Here is a 20,185-nt window from a genome sequence, read left to right on the forward strand (position 1 = left end):
TGTACTCGAACACCCTAATGGTATTTACATTACAATTCCTGTGGTGTGCATGGGATGGCCAGACAGCTCCGTCAAACATGGGACCGTTTCTATTTTATGCCAGAAGTACGGAATGATCGCTACAGTCACAGTTAGTCGAACTTTAGCAACTCTCTCCTCCCATTCACCCCAATCTGCCATCAACACCTAGAAGGTTTTACGTAGAGACTTTTTTTATTTGCTACTATGCCTAGTGCTATTCGTATGGAGAAGATAGTTAGCCTCTGTAGGCGTAGGGGATTTATCTTTCCGTCCTCTGAAATCTATGGAGGTCTCAGTGGCTTTTGGGATTATGGGCCATTGGGAGTCGAACTAAAACGTAATCTTAAGAACTTCTGGTGGCGGCGTGTCGTCCATGAGCAGGAGGATGTCATAGGGCTAGATGGATCTGTCATAATGAACCCTGCTGTATGGAGAGCTAGCGGCCACGAAGAATCCTTCATCGATCCCATGGTGGACTGTCGGTCCTGCAAAATCCGGTACCGTGCAGACCAGCTTCCAAAAGGGGAAAACACTGTTCCCTGTTGCCCACATTGCGGGAGTCGCGATTTAACTGCTCCTCGTTCCTTTCATCTCATGTTCAAGAGCTTTACGGGTCCTGTAGAAAGTAAGGAGAGCCTCGTCTATTTACGTCCTGAAACTGCGCAGGCTATTTTTGTTCAATTTAAAAATATCCTAGATGCCTCTCGTCAGAAAATCCCCTTTGGGATCGCTCAAGTTGGAAAGGTATTTCGCAACGAAATTAATCCCCGCAACTTTACCTTTCGCTCTCGCGAGTTTGAGCAAATGGAATTGGAGTACTTTTGCAAAGAGGAGGACAGCCTTTTTTTTCTAGAAAAATGGCTGAAGGAAAGGCTTCGCTTCTATGCCGACATTGGCATTCCCGGTACCAAGATTTGCGTGCGCGAAATTCCTGAAGAAGAACGTGCTTTTTACTCTAAAAAAACTTATGATCTCGAGTACGAGTTTCCTTTTGGGACTCAGGAACTAGAGGGTATTGCCTATCGTACCAACTACGACCTTGTCCAGCATGCTCGTTCCAGCGGTAGGTCTTTAGGGTGTTTTGAAGAAGAAACCAGGCGACACTTTATTCCCCACGTGGTAGAACCCAGCGCTGGTGTAGACCGTGCAGTTCTTGCTCTCCTTTGTGAAGCATTTGACGAAGAAATGATAACTGGCAGCCTGGGAAAATCCGAAGTCCGTACCGTTCTCCGTTTTCATCCACGGATGGCCCCCATTAAATGTGGAGTCTTTCCCCTCCTCAAAAATAGGCCCGCATTGGTAGCAAAAGCTAAGGAAATTGCTTTCTCCCTTCGTGGCCATTTAAATATCGCCTACGATGAGGCCGGCGCTATCGGCCGCCGCTACAGGCGGCAGGATGAGATAGGCACCCCCTATGGCATCACCGTTGATTTTGATACCGTCAGCGAAAGAAACCCTGTCCTACGTAATACAGTCACCTTACGTCACCGCGACTCCATGAAACAGGAACGTATTCCCATCTCCGAACTAAAGTCCTTCCTCCTCCGAGGAATAGAGGAATGAAGAAGGCCAGATGGCGCGTCACTGGCCAACACAACCACTTGATCATCTTCCGTCCATCAGGATGTAATAAATGTCATGGATGGCCACGTCCTCTTGTGTTTTGAACCATACACACTGCAAGGAATCATCTACAGAGAGAACTAGACACCATCTAGAAGAGAAATCCGCGGTTTCCATCCAAGAGAAAGCAGGAGCGATGTAACCAAGAGCTTGCGCAGAACACCATTAGGATAAAGAGACATCGAATAACTATAGTGCTTCCCTCAAAACTGAGCGCATCACTAGTGATCTCTTGATCTCTGCTAGCCGGCAAACGGTGTGATGTCCCTCCCGTGGAGGCTATCATGATTTGTGGAGAGTCATGGTTTTCTCCAACAGGAAAATATAAGCTTTTGCTAGACCATCCCTCATATCCGTGCAATGGCGCGGTACTCGTTAGTCGGTTCAAGCATGCCAATTTTAGGTAGAGCAGACTCCGAAATCAGCTGAGTAACTAAACTCGGATAGACACAGAACCATACAAGAACTCAAGAATTCCTGGGAAGTAATAACTTTTCAAGGCCAGATTCGAGCGCGGAAGAAACAAAATTGTTCCGAACTCTTAGGTTCTCCAGTAAAAATTCAACTGCTTTTTCAAAAAAAAGACTCGCACAGCTCTCTTTTCACGAAGGTCAAGATCCACTCATTTCCCAGTGAGGAAAGAAGCAAAATTTAGCGCCGCAAGCCTTTACTCGACTGCGCTCCCTGTAAATCTGGCCTACTAATCAGATGAGTCTAGTCTTGAGCATACACAGTTTAGGCCAATAGCAAGGGCACAAAGGACAAGGATTGTCCTTATGTTGACTCTTCTCATCTCTTGCCTTATAGGTGGGGGGTGAGGAATTACTTGTCTCCAGTTAGCTTGACTGGCTCTGTCCTGATAGCCACTCCAGCTCTGAAAGATCCCTATTTTCGTAAAACGATTCTCTTCCTTCCTTATCATAATCCAGAAGAGGGGGCGCTGGGTTTTGTCTTGAATCGCCCTTTGCACAAAACTATCGGTGAAGTATTTCCTGCTCCTTCGGCTTTTTCTCCGGTTCCTCTTTTCTACGGGGGCCCTGTCGCCCCAGAAGAGGTAAGTATTGCAAGCCTGCGGTGGGTTGAGTGCCCACGGGGGGTAAAGTTTCAGTCCTTTACAAACCTTTCAGAGTCCTTAGACATGTCACCCGAGTGGAGTCGAGGGTTACGTGCCTTTGCTGGATATTCTGGATGGAATCGTGGACAGTTAGAAGAAGAGATTGCTGCAAATGCATGGTTTCTCATCCAGCCTAGTCGTGACTTAATTAACATGCCTCATCCTAGTTCTGCTTGGAAAGACGCCATCTGCCAGATGAACCCTATCTTCAAACTCCTTACAGAAGTACCCGATGACCCTTCCCTAAATTAGATTAATAGCTCCCTTAGAGGGGAGCACCGATTGCTTCTCTTGCAAAGAAGAGTCCGTATGGACTTTTGGTTGGTGGTGTGTTGGTCTAGTTTGTAGATGGGAGAATTATGACGGGTCCCTTCCACCCTTCTACTTCCTTGTTGGACTTAACCTGGCGCGGAGCACGTGAGAATGGGATCTTATTACTTGAATTCCTATGGACACAGTTTTTAGTGGTGCCATATGGAGTGTCTGTTACCTGTTAGTAGTTGCTAGCCTTTCCATTTATGGAATACATCGGCTCGTTATTTGCTACCTCTTTCTCCGTTATAAAAACCAGGGGGTTCAACCATTAAGACGGTGGGATCACCTTCCGCTGGTGACAGTCCAATTACCCATCTTTAATGAATATTACGTAGGAAAAAGGCTCCTAAGTGCCGTTAGTAGAATTGACTATCCTAGAGAAAAGCTCCAGATCCAGATACTGGATGATTCTAGCGATGAAACTCGTGTCATTTTAGAACGTGGATCTAGGCTACTTCGTAAAGCTGGTTTTGATGTGGTGTACCTTTATCGAAAGGATCGTGTTGGATTTAAGGCTGGGGCTCTTGCTGCTGGCCTAGAAGCAGCAAGGGGAGAGTTCATCTTTATTCTCGATGCAGATTTTGTCCCACCACCCTGTATCTTGCTTGAGACCATTCACCATTTTACCAACCCTAAGATCGGTATGGTTCAGATGCGGTGGGGGCATCTTAATCGCTATTATTCCCTTCTGACTCGGATCCAGGCCATCTTTTTGGATGGGCATTTTCTCCTAGAGCAGACTGCTCGCTGCAGAAGTGGTAGGTTCTTCAACTTCAACGGTACGGCCGGAATCTGGCGGAAGTCCTGTATTGAAACCTCTGGAGGATGGCATTATGACACGCTCACGGAGGACTTGGACCTTAGTTACCGTGCGCAGATGGGCGGGTGGAAATTCTTATTTCTTCCTGATATTGTGGTTCCCGCCGAATTACCAGTTGATATGAATGGGTTTAAGTCCCAACAGCATCGGTGGACCAAAGGGTCTATTCAAACCTGTAAAAAACTTCTTCCGCTGCTTTGGAAATCTAACATTCCACTACTTACCAAACTGGAGGGTACTATCCACTTGGTTTCAAATTTCAGTTATCTTCTGCTTCTCCTTCTCTGTTTACTGATCCTTCCTAATTCCTTTGCCGCAACACATAGCACTGTTTATATGTTTCTGGTGGATGTACCGATTTTCATTGCTACTTCGATCTCCATCCTTTTTTTTTACATCATTGCTCAGCAGTACGTTAATCCACGTGGATGGTTGAGGGAGATTTGGCTGTTTCCCATGCTGCTCGCGCTGGCAGCTGGTATGTCAATTAACAATGCCCGAGGGGTTATTGAGGCACTCTTTAACCATCGGTCTGAGTTCAAGCGCACTCCGAAATATGGAATTAAGAGTGGGTTTAATTCGAGACATCGAGGAGCTAGCGCTCGCTATTGGCCATTGTGTTCATCTCTGCCTCTCGCTGAGGTTCTCTTCACCGTCTACTTCGGGTTTTGTATAGGTTCAGCCATTTTAAATGGACAATGGTTTTCCATACCGTTTCTGTTAGTGTTTCTTGTCGGGTTCAGCTACGTGGCATTTCTGTCCATTGCGCTCTGGTTACAACGTTGGTTAATCCTTGCTAACCCGCAGGATCGACAAAAGGAGGTAATAGCTTGAGGTTGCCACATTAGGTTGAAGATCACATGGTTTTTGGGGGGGCAACAGTAGGGTACAAAAGCGGGGGCCGTTCTATAGGCCTAGGCTTTTTGGAGGGGAGCCAGGCACAGCGAGTCCTGGCACTACTTTGATCGGAGGAAAGTCCTTCTTTGAAGGAGGCCGGACTCTATCTTAGGGGAAAAAGAAGGGGGGCTATGCAACCCCACTGGGAAATTTTCTGGTTTGCAAAAAGATTGGCGCTGGTGCACCAATGGGGCTGTTTAAGAGGGGATCGATCTAGTTTTTTGGATTAGGCCACTAGAATCTCATTAATTCTACCTCTTTAGCTTCTACCTGCCTATCCACCTGCCCAATAAAACAATTAGTCAGCCTCTGGACTTTTTCTCCAGTGGAACGGAGCTCATCCTCGGTTAGAACACCTGTCTTCTCCAATTTTTTAGCAGAATCCAAGGCTTCCCGACGAAAAGTACGTATACGTACACGAGACTCTTCGGCAATCTGTTTAACAACGCGTGCCAGTTCTCTACGGCGTTGCTCGGAGAGTTCCGGAATGAAGATGCGAATCAACTTCCCTTCCACCTGTGGTGGAAGCCCAAGGCGAGATTCGTGAATAGCACGTTCTATACTGCGTATAGTAGACATGTCAAAAGGCTGAAGGAGAAGCAAGCGGGGTTCTGGAACAGTGATCAGTGCAAGTTGCTTGAGTTTAACCATTGTGTCATAGACTTCCACGTCTAAGTTTTCCACTAACGCAGGAGAGGCTGTTCCCGTACGAACGGTCCTGAGCTCATGGACCATATGACTCACAGCTTTTTCCATGTTCTCCTCGGCTAAGAAGAGTATCTCTTCCAGGCTCACGGCAGCGGTTCACAAGATTCGGAAACTAGCGTGCCAATTGGCTTCCCCATGACTGCCTTATAAATATTCTGACTTTCAAACATATCAAAGACAATAATAGGAATGTGGTTATCCATGCAAAGGCTAAAAGCAGTGGAATCCATAACAGCTAAACGACGTGAGAGCGCGTCCCGATAGGTAACATGCGCAAAACGCGCTGCGTGGGGGTAAACTAAAGGATCAGCCTCGTAGATTCCATCTACTTTCGTGGCTTTCAGAATAACCTGCGCGCCTATTTCGTTGGCACGCAACGCTGCGGTGGTGTCTGTCGAAAAAAAGGGATTGCCTGTGCCTGCCGCAAAGATCACAATGCGCCCACGCTCTAGATGACGTACAGCACGACGCAAGATAAAGGGCTCGGCAATGTTGTGTATTTCAATGGCTGTTTGGAGGCGCACAGTGCAGCCAATCTCCTCTAGAGTACTCATCAAGGCCATGCCGTTGATAACAGTGGCAAGCATACCCATGTAATCTGCCGTCACACGGTTCATGCCACGGTGGCTTCCGGCAAGACCGCGCCAAATATTCCCCCCCCCCACTACAATAGCTACTTCCACACCTAGGCGTTGCACCTCTTTGATCTGACTAGCAATACCAGCTACAATTTGTGGGGAAATGCTGTCATCACTCCCCGCTATACGGAGAGCTTCTCCACTCAACTTGAGAATAATTCTGCGATATCTTGGTAAGGTCCTGCTGTTCTGCTCATTAGCCAATCCCATAAATGGCACTAGTACCCATCATTGCAAAGGTGATATTAAGTCCTGTCATCACTCTGCTTACCCAAGGACATCTCCTACCTGAATCCGATGTCTCCTAGCAAACTCAGTGGCAAGCATGGAACGCCTTCCCTCCGGTAGTACCTTGCGAACTAGCAGGCTACCTTCAAAACATTGGACTATAATCCCCTCCCTCTCAACGGAGAGTACTTTACCCGGTACTCCTCCCTTATCCTCCCTTGGCTCGGCTTCTAAAACGCGTAGACGCTTGCTACCCATCCTATTTTCCTTCCATAAGCAAAATGCTCCTGGCCAAGGATGCATCGCCCGAACTCGACGGTCCGATAACTTTGCATCTTCTGTCCAGCGGAGGCGGGCATCCTGCTTGGTCAGTCTAGGGGAATAAGTTACCAATGCAGGATTCTGAGGGAGTCGAGGCGCTGCTCCGCTTTCTAGCAGATGAAGCGCCCTCATCAAAGTGTGTGGGGCCATTTTGGAAAGGCGTTCCTGCAGATGCCCATTTGTTTCCCTATGGAGAACCGCAAGGGGCTCCTTGAGGAGGATATCGCCACTATCCAGTTGGCTAGACATATAGGTTATAGTAATGCCAGTTTCCGTATCCCCGCAAAGCAAAGTTGCATGAATGGGTGAAGCACCACGGTGCCTCGGCAAAAGGGATGGGTGTACATTTAAGCAAGCCACCTTAGGCAGTTGTAAAATTTCCCTAGGGAGGATCTGTCCATATGCCATTGTAACTATCAGGTCGGGCTCAAGTGCCGAGATAATTTGCAAATCTGCTTGTAGCTTTTCTGGCTGTAGTACGGGAATACCTCTCTCCAAAGCAAGGATCTTGGGGGTTGGAGCGCGCAGTATGAGGGATCTTCCCGCAGGGCGGTCCGGTTGAGTTATTACGGCTATTACCCGATATTTTCTAGAGTTCAGAAGCGTGACCAATGTAGGCACCCCAATTTCTCCGGTCCCTAGATAAATGACCTTTGTAGCAGTTTTTTCTTCTCCTACTCCCACGGGGAACGCGATGCATCTGGTTCACAAATGATACACGAGACGATCCTCCGGAGCACCCGTATTGGAGATTGAGTAGCATCGATATTCACAACAATTTCCGGTGGATAATACTCTAAAAGAGGCTTAGACTGCTGTTCGTAGGTCTCCAAACGGCGGCGGATTATCTCTTCATTAGCATCATCTAATCGGTTGTCTTTGACGGCTCGTTTCTTCAGACGCCTAACTAGTTCTTCTCGAATGGGGCAGGTCAGATGAAATACGCGGCGGACGTCAATGATCTGTTGCATAAGTTCTGCTTGTCTCGGGGTGCGAGGGATACCATCTAGTACCAAAAAGTCAATGTCAGGCTTAAATTCGTGAGACTTGACACTCTGTCGGATGCGTACTCTCCATAGTTCAAGGGTTACCTCATCAGGAACTAACTTTCCTCTGCTAGAGAACTCCAAAAACTGCATACCTAAACGGGTGCGTGTATCAACGGCGCGAAAAATATCGCCGCATGAATAGTAAAATAGCCTAGGAACTTTCCCAAGAATTCTTCCCTGCGTGCCCTTGCCACTTCCAGGTGCCCCAAAAATGAGAAATGTACGATAACGTCTTGACATACCATTAGACTTTTCTTGTCTTGCTTTGTCCTGCAAGGCCACGACCGTAGCGGGTTTTTCTATCTTAGTTGGCATGGCAAGATAGAAGGCGGAAAAACCCATGTACGAGTAAGAAGAGTTTCCCACACGCAAGTTGATAACCCTCCATTATCGCTAAGATGATGATGTTTCCGCTATCTCGCGAGCAAAGTAAGTCAAAATTAGATCCGCTCCGGCTCGACGAATTGCAAGCAGAGCTTCATCCCTCGTCTGCTTGTAGTTAAGCCAACCAAGTTGTGCCGCAGCATGGATCTGTGCGTACTCTCCAGAGGTTTGATAGGCAGCTAAAGGCAGAAGGGTCTGTTCACGCACAACGCGGATTATGTCCAAGTAAGGTCCTGCTGGCTTCACCATGAGCATATCGGCACCTTCTTGAACATCTAGTAAAGCCTCACGGATGGCCTCTCTTACATTAGCCGGATCCATTTGGTAACTTTTTTTATCCAGCAGGGAAAGGTTCCCGCCACTCCCCACAGCATCTCTAAAAGGATTATAGTAGGCGCTAGCATACTTGACAGCATAGCTGAGGATGGAAACTTCCTGAAACCCTGCATTATCCAGTGCTCCACGGATGGCCCCCACCCGTCCATCCATCATATCAGAAGGCGCTACTATATCTACCCCGATCCCAGCCTCCGCTACCGCAAGTTTACAAAGAGCTTCTACACTTGCATCGTTATCTACATGCCCCTTAGAGTCTACTATTCCGTCATGTCCGTGGTCTGTATAAGGATCTAAAGCTACGTCGGCGATTACCATTAATCCTGGAAAGGATTTCTTCACCGCTTGCACGGCAGTAAAAAGGATGTTGTCGGAATCAAGGCTACATGAGCCACGAGCGTCCTTGCGTTCCCATGCAACAGAAGGAAAAATCGCTACCGCAAGGCATCCTAGTTGCACCAAATCCCCGCACTCTTGCACTAAACCTTTCACACTTAGCTTTTTTATTCCCGGCATTGAGCCTACTGCAAGGCACTCTCCCCCCTCCCATACGAAAAGAGGTTGGATTAGACTGGCTTTCCACAACCTTGTTTCCCGAACCAACGAACGGATTGCTGGATGCTTTCGGTTCCGGCGTGGACGGTCAAAATGCACGACAGTTCAGTTTGTAGCCTCAGGTTGAGCTAAGGCGTTTACGTCGGAATAACTACACATTTGTAAAGGGTTCTCGAAGTGCTCAGCACTTTCTGTTCCCCAGTGATCAGCCGGTATTTTCTCCATTGCACTGTACCCTCCTTCTCAAGCCAAAAGGCAAGACTTGGAGTGGACTCAATTCCTCTAGCTAGCTCTAGATCATCAGTAATAGCAAAAACACTAGTCTCTTCCCCTTCTACGACCAAAATATCTACCAGCTGGAGAGCTGGCTCGTTCTCCTGTGGTACTACCACCGGTGCCCGGCGAGCAATTTGAATCATCTTAGCGCGAGTATCCGGAATTGATGCGTCTAATGCTTGAGCGACCCATCCCAACAATTGTCCCCGCACCTCTTCGAGCGAAGAGGCCTTTAGAAGAGCCATCATGTTGGAGTCTTTCTCAACTGCATGCGATAAAGCAGACATCTCCTTGAGAAATGCTCCACGCTCACTGGAGGGTACATAGTACATGCATACCAAATGCACGGGCACGGAGTCCATTGCCCTGTAATCAATACCGACAGGGGACCATCCAGCAGTACAGAGGAGACTGCCTCTCTCCTGTCTGACCCTCGCATGAGGGCATGCGATAGCATGTCCTATGGCCGTATTAGCCAGTACCTCTCGCTCCATTACCATTCGAAAGACGTCAATATTGGGTGGGACATTTGGAACCGCCTCTATCAGATTAGAAAGAAATTCCAGGGAAGCAACCTTATCCGAACTAGCCAGCTCGACCAGACGGCCTTCCTGCAGAGCAACTAACAAACTCCTCATAGGTACAGAAGGTAAAACGGACGGATAAGTAAATGCTTCCTCAAATGGCAAAACTGCCTGCCTTCAGGACGAACACTAACTGGCCACCCCCCCTAAAGATAGCCGAAGCGTGTGGAAAACCAAGTTTTTATCCGATGTGCGAGCACAACATATGCTGCCATAAAGCCAGTAATCCAAAGCCAGAATATTGGTGGAAGAGGAACGAAGCCAAAAAATCCTGCTAGCGGAGAATAAGGAAGCCATACGCCGACTACCATTACCGTAAACGTTGTTAACACAAGAAAAACGCTTGGCTGACTCTGTAAAAATGGAACTCGGTTAGTACGAATCACATATACAACCAGCGTCTGCGTGAGGAGCGATTCTACAAACCATGCCGAGTGAAAAAAGGAAGCTAAATACGTCGATGTAGAATCTACGGCCACTCCCAATGGGACCTTCTGATAAGCTCCACACCCAAACAGGTAAAGCATTATAAAAAAAGTACAGAAGTCAAAAATAGAACTCACCGGACCTAGGAACATCATGAATTTCCAGATATTGGTGATATCCCATTTCCTTGGCTTCTCAATATATTCTCGATCCACATTATCCAAAGGAATGCCAATCTGAGCGACGTCATAGAGTAAGTTGTTGACCAAAATTTGGATCGGAGTCATTGGCAAAAATGGGAGGAAGCAAGAAGCTCCCAATATGCTAAGCATGTTTCCAAAATTGGAGGAAGCGCCTGTCTTAATATACTTAACGATATTTCCAAAAACTTTTCTCCCTTCAACTACACCTTCCTCTAAGACCATGAGGCTTTTTTCCAAAAGAATGATGTCTGCGCTCTCTTTTGCTACATCTACAGCGGTATCCACAGAAATACCAACGTCTGCCGATTTAATTGCCATCACGTCATTAATACCATCCCCTATGAATCCAACCACGTGCCCCTGCTCTTTAAGAGTTTGTACGACTTGCTCCTTTTGAATAGGGGAAAGCCGAGCTAGGATGCTAGCCTCCCGTACTTTTTGCAAAAAATCGTCCCGGGAGAGCTCGGCTAGCTCAGGACCCGTTGCCACGTGTCCAACTTGAAGCCCTACGTCCATACCGATCTTACGACTTACCAGCTCGTTATCCCCAGTAAGGACTTTTACCGCAATTCCATGCTCTAGCAAAGCCTGAATGGCCGATCTACTACTGTCCTTAGGAGGATCAAAGAAGGTGATATAGCCGAGTAGAATTAGCCCTGTCTCATCCTCTTTTGAGAAAGCGGTTTTAGATCGGCTAAACTCGCGATATGCTACAGCTACCACGCGATAACCCTCTGTACTCAGGTCTCGATACTCCCCCCACAAATCCTCACGTACCAGAGGTATTAGAGGGTAAACCTCCCCATCCACTTGATAGCGAGAGCAAACAGCAGACATCTCCTCTACGGCCCCTTTACAGATGAGGACATGTCTCCCCCCATAGCCTATGATGACCGACATCCGTCTACGATGAAAGTCAAAAGGGATTTCGTCTACCTTAATGCAGTTGTGATCTACGTCTAGGTCAGTATGGGCGAGCACAGCCTTGTCCAATAGATTGCGCAGTCCTGTCTGGTAATAACTGTTCATCCAGGCATACCGTAGAACGTCCTCGCTCTCCCTTCCTGTTACATCAACGTAGCGTTCTAACACCACATGATCTTGAGTTAAAGTACCTGTCTTGTCTGTGCATAATACGTCCATAGCCCCAAAGTTTTGGATAGCGTCTAGACGCCGCACGATAACTTTTTTCTTAGACATTAATAAGGCCCCCCTAGAGAGACAAACAGTGAGGATCACAGGAAGCATTTCCGGAGTGAGGCCAACCGCAATGGAAAGCCCAAAAAGCAGAGCCTCACCCCAATTGTGCTGCGTAGCCCCAACAATTAGGAAAACGACTGCTACCATGATCACCATGACGTGCACCATCAACATGGAAAAGTTGTGGAGGCCCTTTTCGAAATTAGTGGCCCCTTTACGTCTTACAGTGCGTTCTGAGATCTTTCCGAGGAGCGTATTTCTGCCAGTTGCACATACCAGGGCCGTCGCCGATCCGCTAACTACATTGCTTCCCATGAAGCAGGCATTAGGAGATTCTAGTGTACCTCGAGCGTCTAGAGACCCGAGCTTAGCAGATTTTTCAACAGGTAGGGACTCTCCTGTAAGCGCTGATTGACTAACAAAGAAATCCTTGGCTGTAAGAATCCGTAAATCGGCGGGGACAATGCTGCCAGCAGCTAAAACCACTGTGTCCCCAGGAACTATCCCCTCGATCCCAACTTCCTTCTCCTGTCCATTCCGAACGACGACCGCAGTTATGCGTACCTTCTTTTGGAGAGAAGACATGGCACTTGCACTACGTCGCTCTTGCACGTAAGAGAGACCAACACTAAGGAGAATCATCAAGAATACGACTGAAGCTGAGTAGAAATTTCCCATCGCAGCAGCCACAGTTAAAATTACTAGAAGCTGGATAACCAGAGGGTCCTTGAAACGCTGGAAAACTGAAAGCCATCCTGCTTTCTGCGTGAATGTCACTTGATTTGGGCCCCATTCCTTCAGTCTGGCCACGACTTCCTTATCGGTCAGTCCTTGCTTGCAGATATACACTTTCCTATGTGGTCCCGCTGGAGAGAGGGATAGGAATTCCCCATTAGCTGAGATGAACTTAGGATCTTGTTCTTGTATTGGAATCATCCTCTTTTCCCTTATCGGTGTGTGCGCTGTAGATCTCTCCAACAGGCAACTATGGCAACAAACTACAGCGGAGCTTCATCCACTTTTAAAGGGGGAATAAGCATTATTCTCGGGAAAGCAGCCAGAGATAAATCCGCTTTGTGTGCTTCTTCTGCTTCTTTGCTCTGTGGTTTACAAATTCTTTATGGATATATTTCCGAGCCCGTACGCCGGTCCTTCTAACAAACGTAGAATGCACAAATTATGAGGTTGTATGTAAGAATGAAGGACGAAAATTAAGTGCGCATGCCTATTTCCCCAGTAGGGATCTCTTGTCTGCTGTGAGCGGTAGTTGCTGGGGACGACGAACACAGCAAGTAAGCAAGATTGCTCCCCATTTAGTTGCATGGAATGACAAGCAAACACAGTCCTCACAAGCCTTTGTGGCAAACCCGGACTTGGTCTGGGAGCGGTAGGCTACTGGAGCCTAAATGACAGTTGATAAAAAGCTGACGGAACACAAATGGATTCTATCATCCAAATGATTTTGCAAAAGTATGCACCTTTCCACTACTCCAACCGATCTAGGGAAGTGCTTGAAGACACTACTCTATGTGGGGAGTGAAGGATGTGTTTGTTGCTTGTATCCCGTCATCAATCGGGTTAGAGCCGACCTCTCGGATTCTAGATCTTTTGGGAAGCACTTACTCCCAATACCCAATGTTGCTAGCTGGGCATGTTGGTCTAGATAGACCGTCTTTCTAGCTACAACAGGTAGCGTCCTTGCGCCTGCGACTAAATATGTCCCTACTCCACTTCAGAGAAACTGGCTACTCGTTTTTGCTACCTTCCAATATCCACACCGTATGTCCTCTTACAAGAGTCCTAACGGCCCGGCCACAGAAGGTCACATTGTCAAATGGTGTGTTACTGGACATGGAAAGCGACTCCTTCTTGTGAAAGGTCCATTCCAAATTGGGATCAATCAAGGTGATGTCGGCAGAAGCTCCGGGGGAAAGTGTACCACGATCCAAACGGAGTAGCCGTGCAGGGTAAAGGGTATAGAGTGCAATAAGGCGTTTGAGAGGAATAATTTTTCTTCTGTGGACAAGAAGGTCACAGAATGCGGGGAATTCTGTTTCCAAGCCAGTGACACCAAATGGAGCTTGGTCAAACTCTACTTCCTTTTCAAAGGAAGCGTGAGGTGCGTGGTCACTACAGAGAACGTTCAGTGTGCCATCGGAAATACCTTCCAGAATGGCTGTGATGTCTTCTTCAGAGCGGATTGGAGGGTTTGTTTTAAAGCATGTATCAAATCCAGCGACTTCCGCATCAGTGAAGAAAATATGGTGTGGACAAACCTCACCAGAGATAGGCACCCCTCGCCTCCGGGCTTCTCGGATACGTCTTACACTGCCAGCACTACTAATATGTTGGCAGTGTACGGGATGTTGACAAAGCTCAGCGAGAAGGATATCGCGCTCCACGATAAGCTCTTCGCCAGCAGATGGCCATCCTTGCATTCCAAGTCGCACACTCCATTCCCCCTCATTTATTACCCCGTCCGAAACTAAACTTTCATCTTGGCAGTGGTCAAGTATCGGCAACCCGAACATTTTGGCATATTCGATCGCCCTCCGCATAAGACCATGATTCTGAACACAAAAGCCATCATCTGTAATTGCAACAACACCCGCTGCAGCCATAGAGCCAATTGGGGCCAATGCTTGGCCCATTAAGCCCTTGGTGATTGCTCCAGCACAAAAAACATTTACTACGGCCTTCTGCCGAGCCCTTTCTTGAATCCAGCTAATTGTACTTGGGTTATCCACCGTCGGAAAAGTATTTGGCATACAGACTACGCTAGTAAATCCCCCTGCAGCTGCAGCACGTGTCCCGGACGCGATGGTTTCCTTGTGGGATTGGCCCGGTTCCCGTAGGTGAACATGGATATCAATAAGTCCAGGGGCGACTACAAGCCCGTTAGCATCAATCCACTCTGCTTTATTGGGCTCATGGGAAACAATACGTCCGTTCTCTACATAAATAGGACCGACTCTATCTACGCCATTGGCGGGGTCGATGACATGACCGTTAAGAATCTTCAGACTGTCCACGTCTGACATTTACCTCTCCTCCTCCGCAAGCGTAGAGAACAGCCGTCCGGACGGCTATGCCATTAGTGACCTGCTCAAGAATAACACTCTTGGCACCATCTGCCACCTCGCTGTCAACCTCCACCCCACGTCTAACAGGTCCAGGATGCATAATCATGCATCCGGGCTTTAGACGAGCTGCTCGCTGCTTTGTCAAGCCAAAAAGAGAAATATATTCCCTCACACATGGGAAGTATTCCCTATGTTGACGTTCATATTGAATGCGGAGTAGGTTAAGAACGTCAGTGCTCTCCAAGACATCCTCTATACAGTGGGTAATCTGGACTCCCATGGCTTCAAACTCTCGAGGAACCAACGTGCTGGGCCCCACCAGAGTAACTTTTGCTCCTAGTTTTACTAAGAGATGGATATTAGAGCGTGCCACGCGGCTGAAAAGAATATCACCTACGATAGCAACCCTTAGGTTCTCTAGTCTTCCATGTTTTTCCCAAATGGTAAATCCATCGAGAAGTCCCTGAGTTGGATGTTCATGTGCTCCATCACCGGCATTGATAATGCTGGAGTGCAAGTATTGGGCAAGAAATTGCGCAGCTCCTGCAGAGCCATGACGTAAGACAATAACATCGGCATGAAGTGCCTCTAAACTGAGAGCGGTATCCTTAAGGGTCTCGCCCTTTTGCAAGCTAGACATTGTAGCCGAGACATTGATTACACTTGCACCAAGACGAAGTGCTGAAAGTTCAAATGATATGCGTGTGCGCGTACTCGGTTCTGCAAAGAAGTTGACTATAGTTTTCCCTTGTAGTGCAGGAACGTTTGCTTTGCCTTCTCTTAATCCCTTAAATACCTTGGCCGTTTTCAGAAGAAACCAGAGTTCCTTAACAGAGAGTTTACTAAGGGAAATTAGATCCTTGTTCTTCCAGATGCTCATGAGCCTGCTCGTGGTTTTGCGTTGTCCATATGGAAGTCCAATCTTCGATTTAATTTGGGTGTACCGGAGTTTCCACACTAAACTCTTACAAGGGGGTAAACGACTCGCCGTGTAGAGTGGTCTTGTGCTTAATTTATACTGGCTGCCCCCCGGTAAGGGGAAGCCTGTATACCTCAGAGCGGAGCAGGAGGCTTTATTCTGTCTAGCACAGGAAATCCAGCGACTTCACAACAATCTATTAGTAGGATGCGGGCTACTTGAATTCACGAAAAAAACCGCACGCATGCTTACGGTCCCTGTCTTTCAAGACACAAACAAAACTTCTTGCAATACATTATCCCCAAGATCAATCTACCGGCCAACTTAACCTTATAAATAACTCTTCCCCCCCTACGTAACCCGTATTGTGGTGCAAGGACCTCTCCCTCTCAGCTGAGTGTGACCTTACAGGGATAGAAGTCGTGAAAACATCCTTTCTACTTTTTGAGATGGACACCGCAGTAACTTGTCTGGCTTCCTGAGCCAAAGGGAGGATTGCTTCCCACACCAGCGGATTTTTTGCCACTTCTCTATCTGCTCTCCCGGTTAGTTTCTTTTTCCAAACGCTCTCTTATTTGATGGGCGAGTGACAGAAAAGACTGAGCTACGATAGAGTGTGGCATCTTCCTCATAATAGGGTGACCGCTATCTCCTGTGATACACACATCTGGTTGGACCGGTATTTCTGCCAGAAGCGGGATCCCTAGTCGGCAGGCTTCTCTAGCACCTCCTCCTCTGCCAAAAATTTCATATTTCTTTCCATCTCCTGGACACAGAAAGTAGCTCATATTTTCGACTATCCCAAGGATAGAGACCTGAGTCTTTACAAACATGGAAACCGCTTTGCGCGCATCTAGGAGTGCAACCTCCTGCGGAGTGGTCACAATGATAGCACCGGAAAGGGAAACAGTTTGTACCACTGTCAGCTGAATATCACCTGTGCCTGGCGGGAGATCCAGTATTAGGTAATCTAGACCACTCCAGTGTACTTGGCGGAGGAACTGCTGTACATAACGGGTCACAATTGGAGCGCGCAGAACGACTGGAGTCTTTTCGTCCCCCAGAAGGAAGCCCATGGACATTAGTTTAATCCCATAGCGTTCAATAGGGAGGAGACGGTCTTTCTCTTTATCTATACAGGGGCGCTCCTTACTTCCAAACATAAGGGCAATACTCGGCCCGTAAATATCGCAGTCGCAGAGACCCACTCTAGCGCCAGTATGGTGCAAGGCAACTGCCGTATTTGTAGCAACTGTACTTTTCCCCACACCACCTTTCCCACTGGCAACAGCAACTACGTACTGGACATCCTCGATGGCAGTAGGACCATGCGTCGGACGTGTGCGACTCTGATGCTTGACATTCACTCGTACATGGCCTACCCCAGGGAGCGTCGCAATTGCACGTTCAGATTCTACCTGTATCTTTTCTGGAATGTGAACATCCTCTGTAGTGACATCCAGTTCGATATGAACGTCACCATTAAGAATTTCTATTGTCTTAAGCAAACCAAAGGAGACAATGTCCCGGTTGAAGCCTGGGTACTTTACTGTCCGTAGAGCTTTGCGTACGTCACCTTCGCTTGGCATAATATTGTCCTCACCAACGTAGTTTGTTTAAGACTGAAGTTGTTTTACAGATTCCCAGTACGGAAGGGGCCAGACACTAAACGCCGAAAGGCGAGCCACTTCTTCTCTAGGAGGACGGTACCTGATCTCCCCCATAAAAAAAGCAAACAGGACCTGCTGCTGTGGTCTGCGCCCTCACGGCCATTGTTACAGTATTTTATCTGATTGCCTAATAATTATTGCTGAGAATCCTCTTCCTTGCCTTTGTTTTTATTGCCTTCCATGTGACGCCTTGCTTACTGAGCGTGTTGGCCCGCCATAAGCCCCCTATATGAACCAGCCTACATGCAGACCGTCCTCTCTTAACTTGCCCCAGCAAGGAGATTCCCACCTGATGGACTAATCCGTCTTATCTGCACATGTCACTTGCCATAGCATCCAAAGTCTGATTGCATGGCGCGTGACCCCACACTGGGCCAGTGTATTACCTGTTACCAAATTGCTGGTGAAAACATACATAGCGGCTTGCTCGTCCCGAAAACGGGAGGCATTGATAGGCGCTAATCTGCCGCGTTACACAACGCTGTGAGTTGTTTACGGTTGCTCCCATCCTCAATGTTAATAGGCTTTCTACCTCTCTTCTCAGAAGAGAGCAAGAAAAACGTGATCGTCCACAATTCTCCAAAGCTAGTGTCCATGTTTTTGGTTTATGCCTTTTTCTCATAGTCCTTTCTGCTAGAGTAGGAGAATTGGCGGCATCACTAACAGGTACAGGTCCGTGTGTGCGCTATCTGCGCCAGGCATGTTTAAGCTGGCTGTTCCAGATATTTTCAAGACGATTAACTTTATAATGAGGAAACCAGATCCCAGTCTCCGTCCCTATTCTTCCGCTGCCATGGATGGTCCCAGTCGGGCTCCCAACCGTTCAATGTTATATGCTGTAGGTTTTACGGAAAGAGATTTTACGAAGCCCCAGATAGGCATTGCTTCTACATGGAGTATGGTAACTCCTTGTAATGTACATATTGACCATCTGGCACAAGAAGCAGTTAAGGGCGTAGAAGCTGTAGGTGGAAAAGCTATTATCTTCAATACCATTACCATCTCAGACGGCATTGCAATGGGGACCAGAGGGATGAAATACTCCCTGGTCTCTAGGGAGGTTATTGCAGATTCCATCGAGACAGTGGTAGGTGGAGAGAATTTTGATGGCTTCGTTGCTATAGGTGGATGCGATAAAAACATTCCGGCGTGTGCAATGGCAATTGCCAGGATGAATCGGTCTGCTGTCTTCGTATACGGGGGAACTATTCTTCCGGGCTGCGTAAAAGGGGAAAAAGTGGACATTGTTTCGGTATTCGAGGCAGTCGGGAAGCATGCAGAGGGCAAAATAGGCGATTCTGAATTACATACTATGGAATCCTGTGCTATCCCTGGTCCAGGCTCTTGCGGAGGGATGTATACCGCTAACACCATGGCAGCAGCTGTAGAGGCTCTGGGACTTAGTTTACCAAACAGTTCAGCACAGGTGGCTGTATCCGAGCAGAAGAGACTTGATTGCCGACAGGCCGGAGAGGCGGTTGTGGAGATGCTGAGGCGTGGCATTCGCCCTCACGATATCCTTTGCCGCGAAGCCATGGAGAACGCGATTACTGTCGTTATTGCGTTAGGTGGTTCTACTAATGCCGTCCTCCATCTGCTTGCCATTGCGCATGCTGCAGGCCTCCAAGTGACTATAGAAGACTTCAACAGAATAGGTGAACGGGTACCGGTGGTAGCCGATCTCAGACCGAGTGGGCACTATTTCATGTCCGAGCTTGTAGAAATCGGCGGCATTGTCCCCCTAATGAGGGACCTTTTGCATGCAGGACTCCTACATGGCGGATGTTTAACAGTCACCGGGAAGACCCTAAAACAAAATCTTGTTCCCTTCAAGGACTATCCCAAAGGTCAGAGAATTATCCGCCCACTTGAAGATCCAATCAAAAAGGACAGCCATTTGGTAATATTGAAGGGCAACTTGGCGCCGAGCGGAGCCGTAGCAAAGATTACAGGAAAAGAGGGTGAGTATTTTATGGGGACAGCGCAAGTCTTCAATTCGGAGGAGGAAGCTTTGCAGGCCATTCTAAATGGTACGATCCATAGAGGGCACGTAATCGTCATTCGCTATGAGGGGCCTAAAGGGGGACCTGGGATGCGCGAAATGCTTTCCCCGACCAGCGCGGTAATGGGGCGTGGTTTAGGTAAGGAGGTCGCGTTGATTACTGATGGACGCTTCTCCGGCGGAACGCATGGATTTGTGGTAGGTCATATTACACCAGAAGCATTTGAGGGTGGTCCATTGGCCATAGTCAAGAATGATGATCGGATTATTATCGATGCTATTCAACGGATTATCACTGTGGATATCCTCGGGAAAGAACTCGAGGATCGAACTCTGCGGTGGAAAAGGCCCAGTCCACGATGTCGCTACGGCGTCTTGGCAAAATATGCCGCCCTAGTAAGCTCTGCATCCTACGGTGCAGTTACAGATGCTTCCTTAGAAAGGATGAGCAAATAATCTTGGAGATCAGTTCCTCCACGGAATACAACGAACAAAATCAATTTAAAATCAATTTATTTAGTCAACTCAGGTTTATATTGTTTTAGACTGACCGGCTAGGAGAAACCCCTGGGGAGGAGGTCTATGATTAGCACTTGATAGGGGGCCACCATTCATATGGACGACCCTAACGGGATTCGAACCCGTGTTACCGCCGTGAAAGGGCGATGTCCTAGGCCACTAGACGATAGGGTCCACCAACAACATAGAGAGGAGACACAGTGTAGTAATTCAATAACGGTGGCAAGTAGAAAGCAGAGACCCCTCTCCTCCAATTGGGAGGGCCTAGTCTCATTAAGAAACCTTGTGCAGGGA

Annotated in this window: 15 protein-coding genes and 1 tRNA gene; 4 read left to right on the forward strand and 12 right to left on the reverse strand. The window is 47.8% G+C overall.

Annotation, left to right across the window (positions count from 1 at the left end):
• Positions 1-225: 225 nt before the first annotated feature.
• Positions 226-1,584 carry a glycine--tRNA ligase gene (locus AMD24_RS04085; protein ID WP_062100778.1) on the forward strand — a complete coding sequence of 453 codons (1,359 nt, stop codon included), beginning with the start codon at positions 226-228 and terminating at the stop codon, positions 1,582-1,584.
• Between the two features lie 151 nt (positions 1,585-1,735).
• On the opposite strand, the gene AMD24_RS04090 is transcribed toward AMD24_RS04085, so the two are convergent.
• Positions 1,736-1,930 carry a hypothetical protein gene (locus tag AMD24_RS04090; RefSeq protein ID WP_062100779.1) on the reverse strand — a complete coding sequence of 65 codons (195 nt, stop codon included), beginning with the start codon at positions 1,928-1,930 and terminating at the stop codon, positions 1,736-1,738.
• 540 nt (positions 1,931-2,470) lie between these two features.
• On the opposite strand from AMD24_RS04090, the gene AMD24_RS04095 reads away from it, so the two are divergent.
• Both AMD24_RS04095 and AMD24_RS04100 read left to right on the forward strand, forming a co-directional pair.
• Complete coding sequence (locus AMD24_RS04095) at positions 2,471-3,010, forward strand: YqgE/AlgH family protein (protein ID WP_158404407.1); 540 nt, start codon at positions 2,471-2,473, stop codon at positions 3,008-3,010.
• Positions 3,011-3,206: 196 nt separating this feature from the next.
• A complete protein-coding gene (locus AMD24_RS04100; protein ID WP_062100781.1) occupies positions 3,207-4,727 on the forward strand; it encodes a glycosyltransferase family 2 protein in 1,521 nt (506 codons plus the stop codon).
• Between the two features lie 297 nt (positions 4,728-5,024).
• Here the strand turns inward: AMD24_RS04100 and frr are convergent, their stop codons facing one another.
• The 10 genes from frr to AMD24_RS04155 form a co-directional block, all read right to left on the reverse strand.
• Positions 5,025-5,546 carry a ribosome recycling factor gene (gene frr / locus AMD24_RS04105; RefSeq protein ID WP_062100910.1) on the reverse strand — a complete coding sequence of 174 codons (522 nt, stop codon included), beginning with the start codon at positions 5,544-5,546 and terminating at the stop codon, positions 5,025-5,027.
• 35 nt (positions 5,547-5,581) lie between these two features.
• Entirely contained in the window at positions 5,582-6,346 is a 765-nt protein-coding gene (gene pyrH / locus AMD24_RS04110; RefSeq protein WP_062100782.1) for a UMP kinase, read from the reverse strand.
• Between the two features lie 57 nt (positions 6,347-6,403).
• Positions 6,404-7,369, reverse strand: a complete 966-nt coding sequence (gene fmt / locus AMD24_RS04115; RefSeq protein WP_062100783.1) for a methionyl-tRNA formyltransferase — start codon at positions 7,367-7,369, stop codon at positions 6,404-6,406.
• The gene (locus tag AMD24_RS04120) at positions 7,360-8,049 is read right to left on the reverse strand and encodes an adenylate kinase family protein (RefSeq protein ID WP_235503185.1); all 690 of its coding nucleotides are present in this window, start codon (positions 8,047-8,049) and stop codon (positions 7,360-7,362) included. The genes fmt and AMD24_RS04120 overlap by 10 nt, the downstream gene beginning before the upstream one ends.
• 78 nt (positions 8,050-8,127) lie before the next feature.
• Positions 8,128-9,108, reverse strand: a complete 981-nt coding sequence (gene hemB / locus AMD24_RS04125; RefSeq protein WP_062100784.1) for a porphobilinogen synthase — start codon at positions 9,106-9,108, stop codon at positions 8,128-8,130.
• A 38-nt stretch (positions 9,109-9,146) separates the two neighbouring features.
• On the reverse strand, positions 9,147-9,923 hold the full coding sequence (locus AMD24_RS04130) for a PTS sugar transporter subunit IIA (RefSeq protein ID WP_062100785.1): 777 nt from the start codon (positions 9,921-9,923) through the stop codon (positions 9,147-9,149).
• 92 nt (positions 9,924-10,015) lie between these two features.
• Positions 10,016-12,634 carry a magnesium-translocating P-type ATPase gene (gene mgtA, locus AMD24_RS04135; protein ID WP_082383067.1) on the reverse strand — a complete coding sequence of 873 codons (2,619 nt, stop codon included), beginning with the start codon at positions 12,632-12,634 and terminating at the stop codon, positions 10,016-10,018.
• Positions 12,635-13,443: 809 nt separating this feature from the next.
• Entirely contained in the window at positions 13,444-14,739 is a 1,296-nt protein-coding gene (locus AMD24_RS04145) for a dihydroorotase (RefSeq protein ID WP_062100787.1), read from the reverse strand.
• Positions 14,708-15,661 (reverse strand): aspartate carbamoyltransferase catalytic subunit, encoded by a 954-nt coding sequence (locus AMD24_RS04150; RefSeq protein WP_062100788.1) that lies wholly within the window; start codon positions 15,659-15,661, stop codon positions 14,708-14,710. The genes AMD24_RS04145 and AMD24_RS04150 overlap by 32 nt, the downstream gene beginning before the upstream one ends.
• Before the next feature lie 569 nt (positions 15,662-16,230).
• Positions 16,231-17,289 (reverse strand): Mrp/NBP35 family ATP-binding protein, encoded by a 1,059-nt coding sequence (locus tag AMD24_RS04155; RefSeq protein WP_062100789.1) that lies wholly within the window; start codon positions 17,287-17,289, stop codon positions 16,231-16,233.
• 781 nt (positions 17,290-18,070) lie between these two features.
• On the opposite strand from AMD24_RS04155, the gene ilvD reads away from it, so the two are divergent.
• The gene (ilvD, locus tag AMD24_RS04160; RefSeq protein WP_445082216.1) at positions 18,071-19,828 is read left to right on the forward strand and encodes a dihydroxy-acid dehydratase; all 1,758 of its coding nucleotides are present in this window, start codon (positions 18,071-18,073) and stop codon (positions 19,826-19,828) included.
• Between the two features lie 164 nt (positions 19,829-19,992).
• Here ilvD and AMD24_RS04165 read toward each other — a convergent pair.
• Positions 19,993-20,065 (reverse strand) — tRNA-Glu (locus AMD24_RS04165).
• Positions 20,066-20,185: the final 120 nt, after the last annotated feature.

The organism is Candidatus Xiphinematobacter sp. Idaho Grape, assembly GCF_001318295.1.
Classification (GTDB): Bacteria; Verrucomicrobiota; Verrucomicrobiia; order Chthoniobacterales; family Xiphinematobacteraceae; genus Xiphinematobacter.

Coding starts and splice junctions, on each gene's coding strand:
- AMD24_RS04085 (WP_062100778.1), top strand. CDS start 226: ATGCCTAGTGCTATTCGTATGGAGAAGATAGTTAGCCTCTGTAGGCGT.
- AMD24_RS04090 (WP_062100779.1), bottom strand. CDS start 1,930: ATGATAGCCTCCACGGGAGGGACATCACACCGTTTGCCGGCTAGCAGA.
- AMD24_RS04100 (WP_062100781.1), top strand. CDS start 3,207: ATGGACACAGTTTTTAGTGGTGCCATATGGAGTGTCTGTTACCTGTTA.
- frr (WP_062100910.1), bottom strand. CDS start 5,546: ATGGAAAAAGCTGTGAGTCATATGGTCCATGAGCTCAGGACCGTTCGT.
- pyrH (WP_062100782.1), bottom strand. CDS start 6,346: ATGGGATTGGCTAATGAGCAGAACAGCAGGACCTTACCAAGATATCGC.
- AMD24_RS04120 (WP_235503185.1), bottom strand. CDS start 8,049: ATGCCAACTAAGATAGAAAAACCCGCTACGGTCGTGGCCTTGCAGGAC.
- AMD24_RS04130 (WP_062100785.1), bottom strand. CDS start 9,923: ATGAGGAGTTTGTTAGTTGCTCTGCAGGAAGGCCGTCTGGTCGAGCTG.
- mgtA (WP_082383067.1), bottom strand. CDS start 12,634: ATGATTCCAATACAAGAACAAGATCCTAAGTTCATCTCAGCTAATGGG.
- AMD24_RS04145 (WP_062100787.1), bottom strand. CDS start 14,739: ATGTCAGACGTGGACAGTCTGAAGATTCTTAACGGTCATGTCATCGAC.
- AMD24_RS04150 (WP_062100788.1), bottom strand. CDS start 15,661: ATGAGCATCTGGAAGAACAAGGATCTAATTTCCCTTAGTAAACTCTCT.
- AMD24_RS04155 (WP_062100789.1), bottom strand. CDS start 17,289: ATGCCAAGCGAAGGTGACGTACGCAAAGCTCTACGGACAGTAAAGTAC.
- ilvD (WP_445082216.1), top strand. CDS start 18,071: ATGTTTAAGCTGGCTGTTCCAGATATTTTCAAGACGATTAACTTTATA.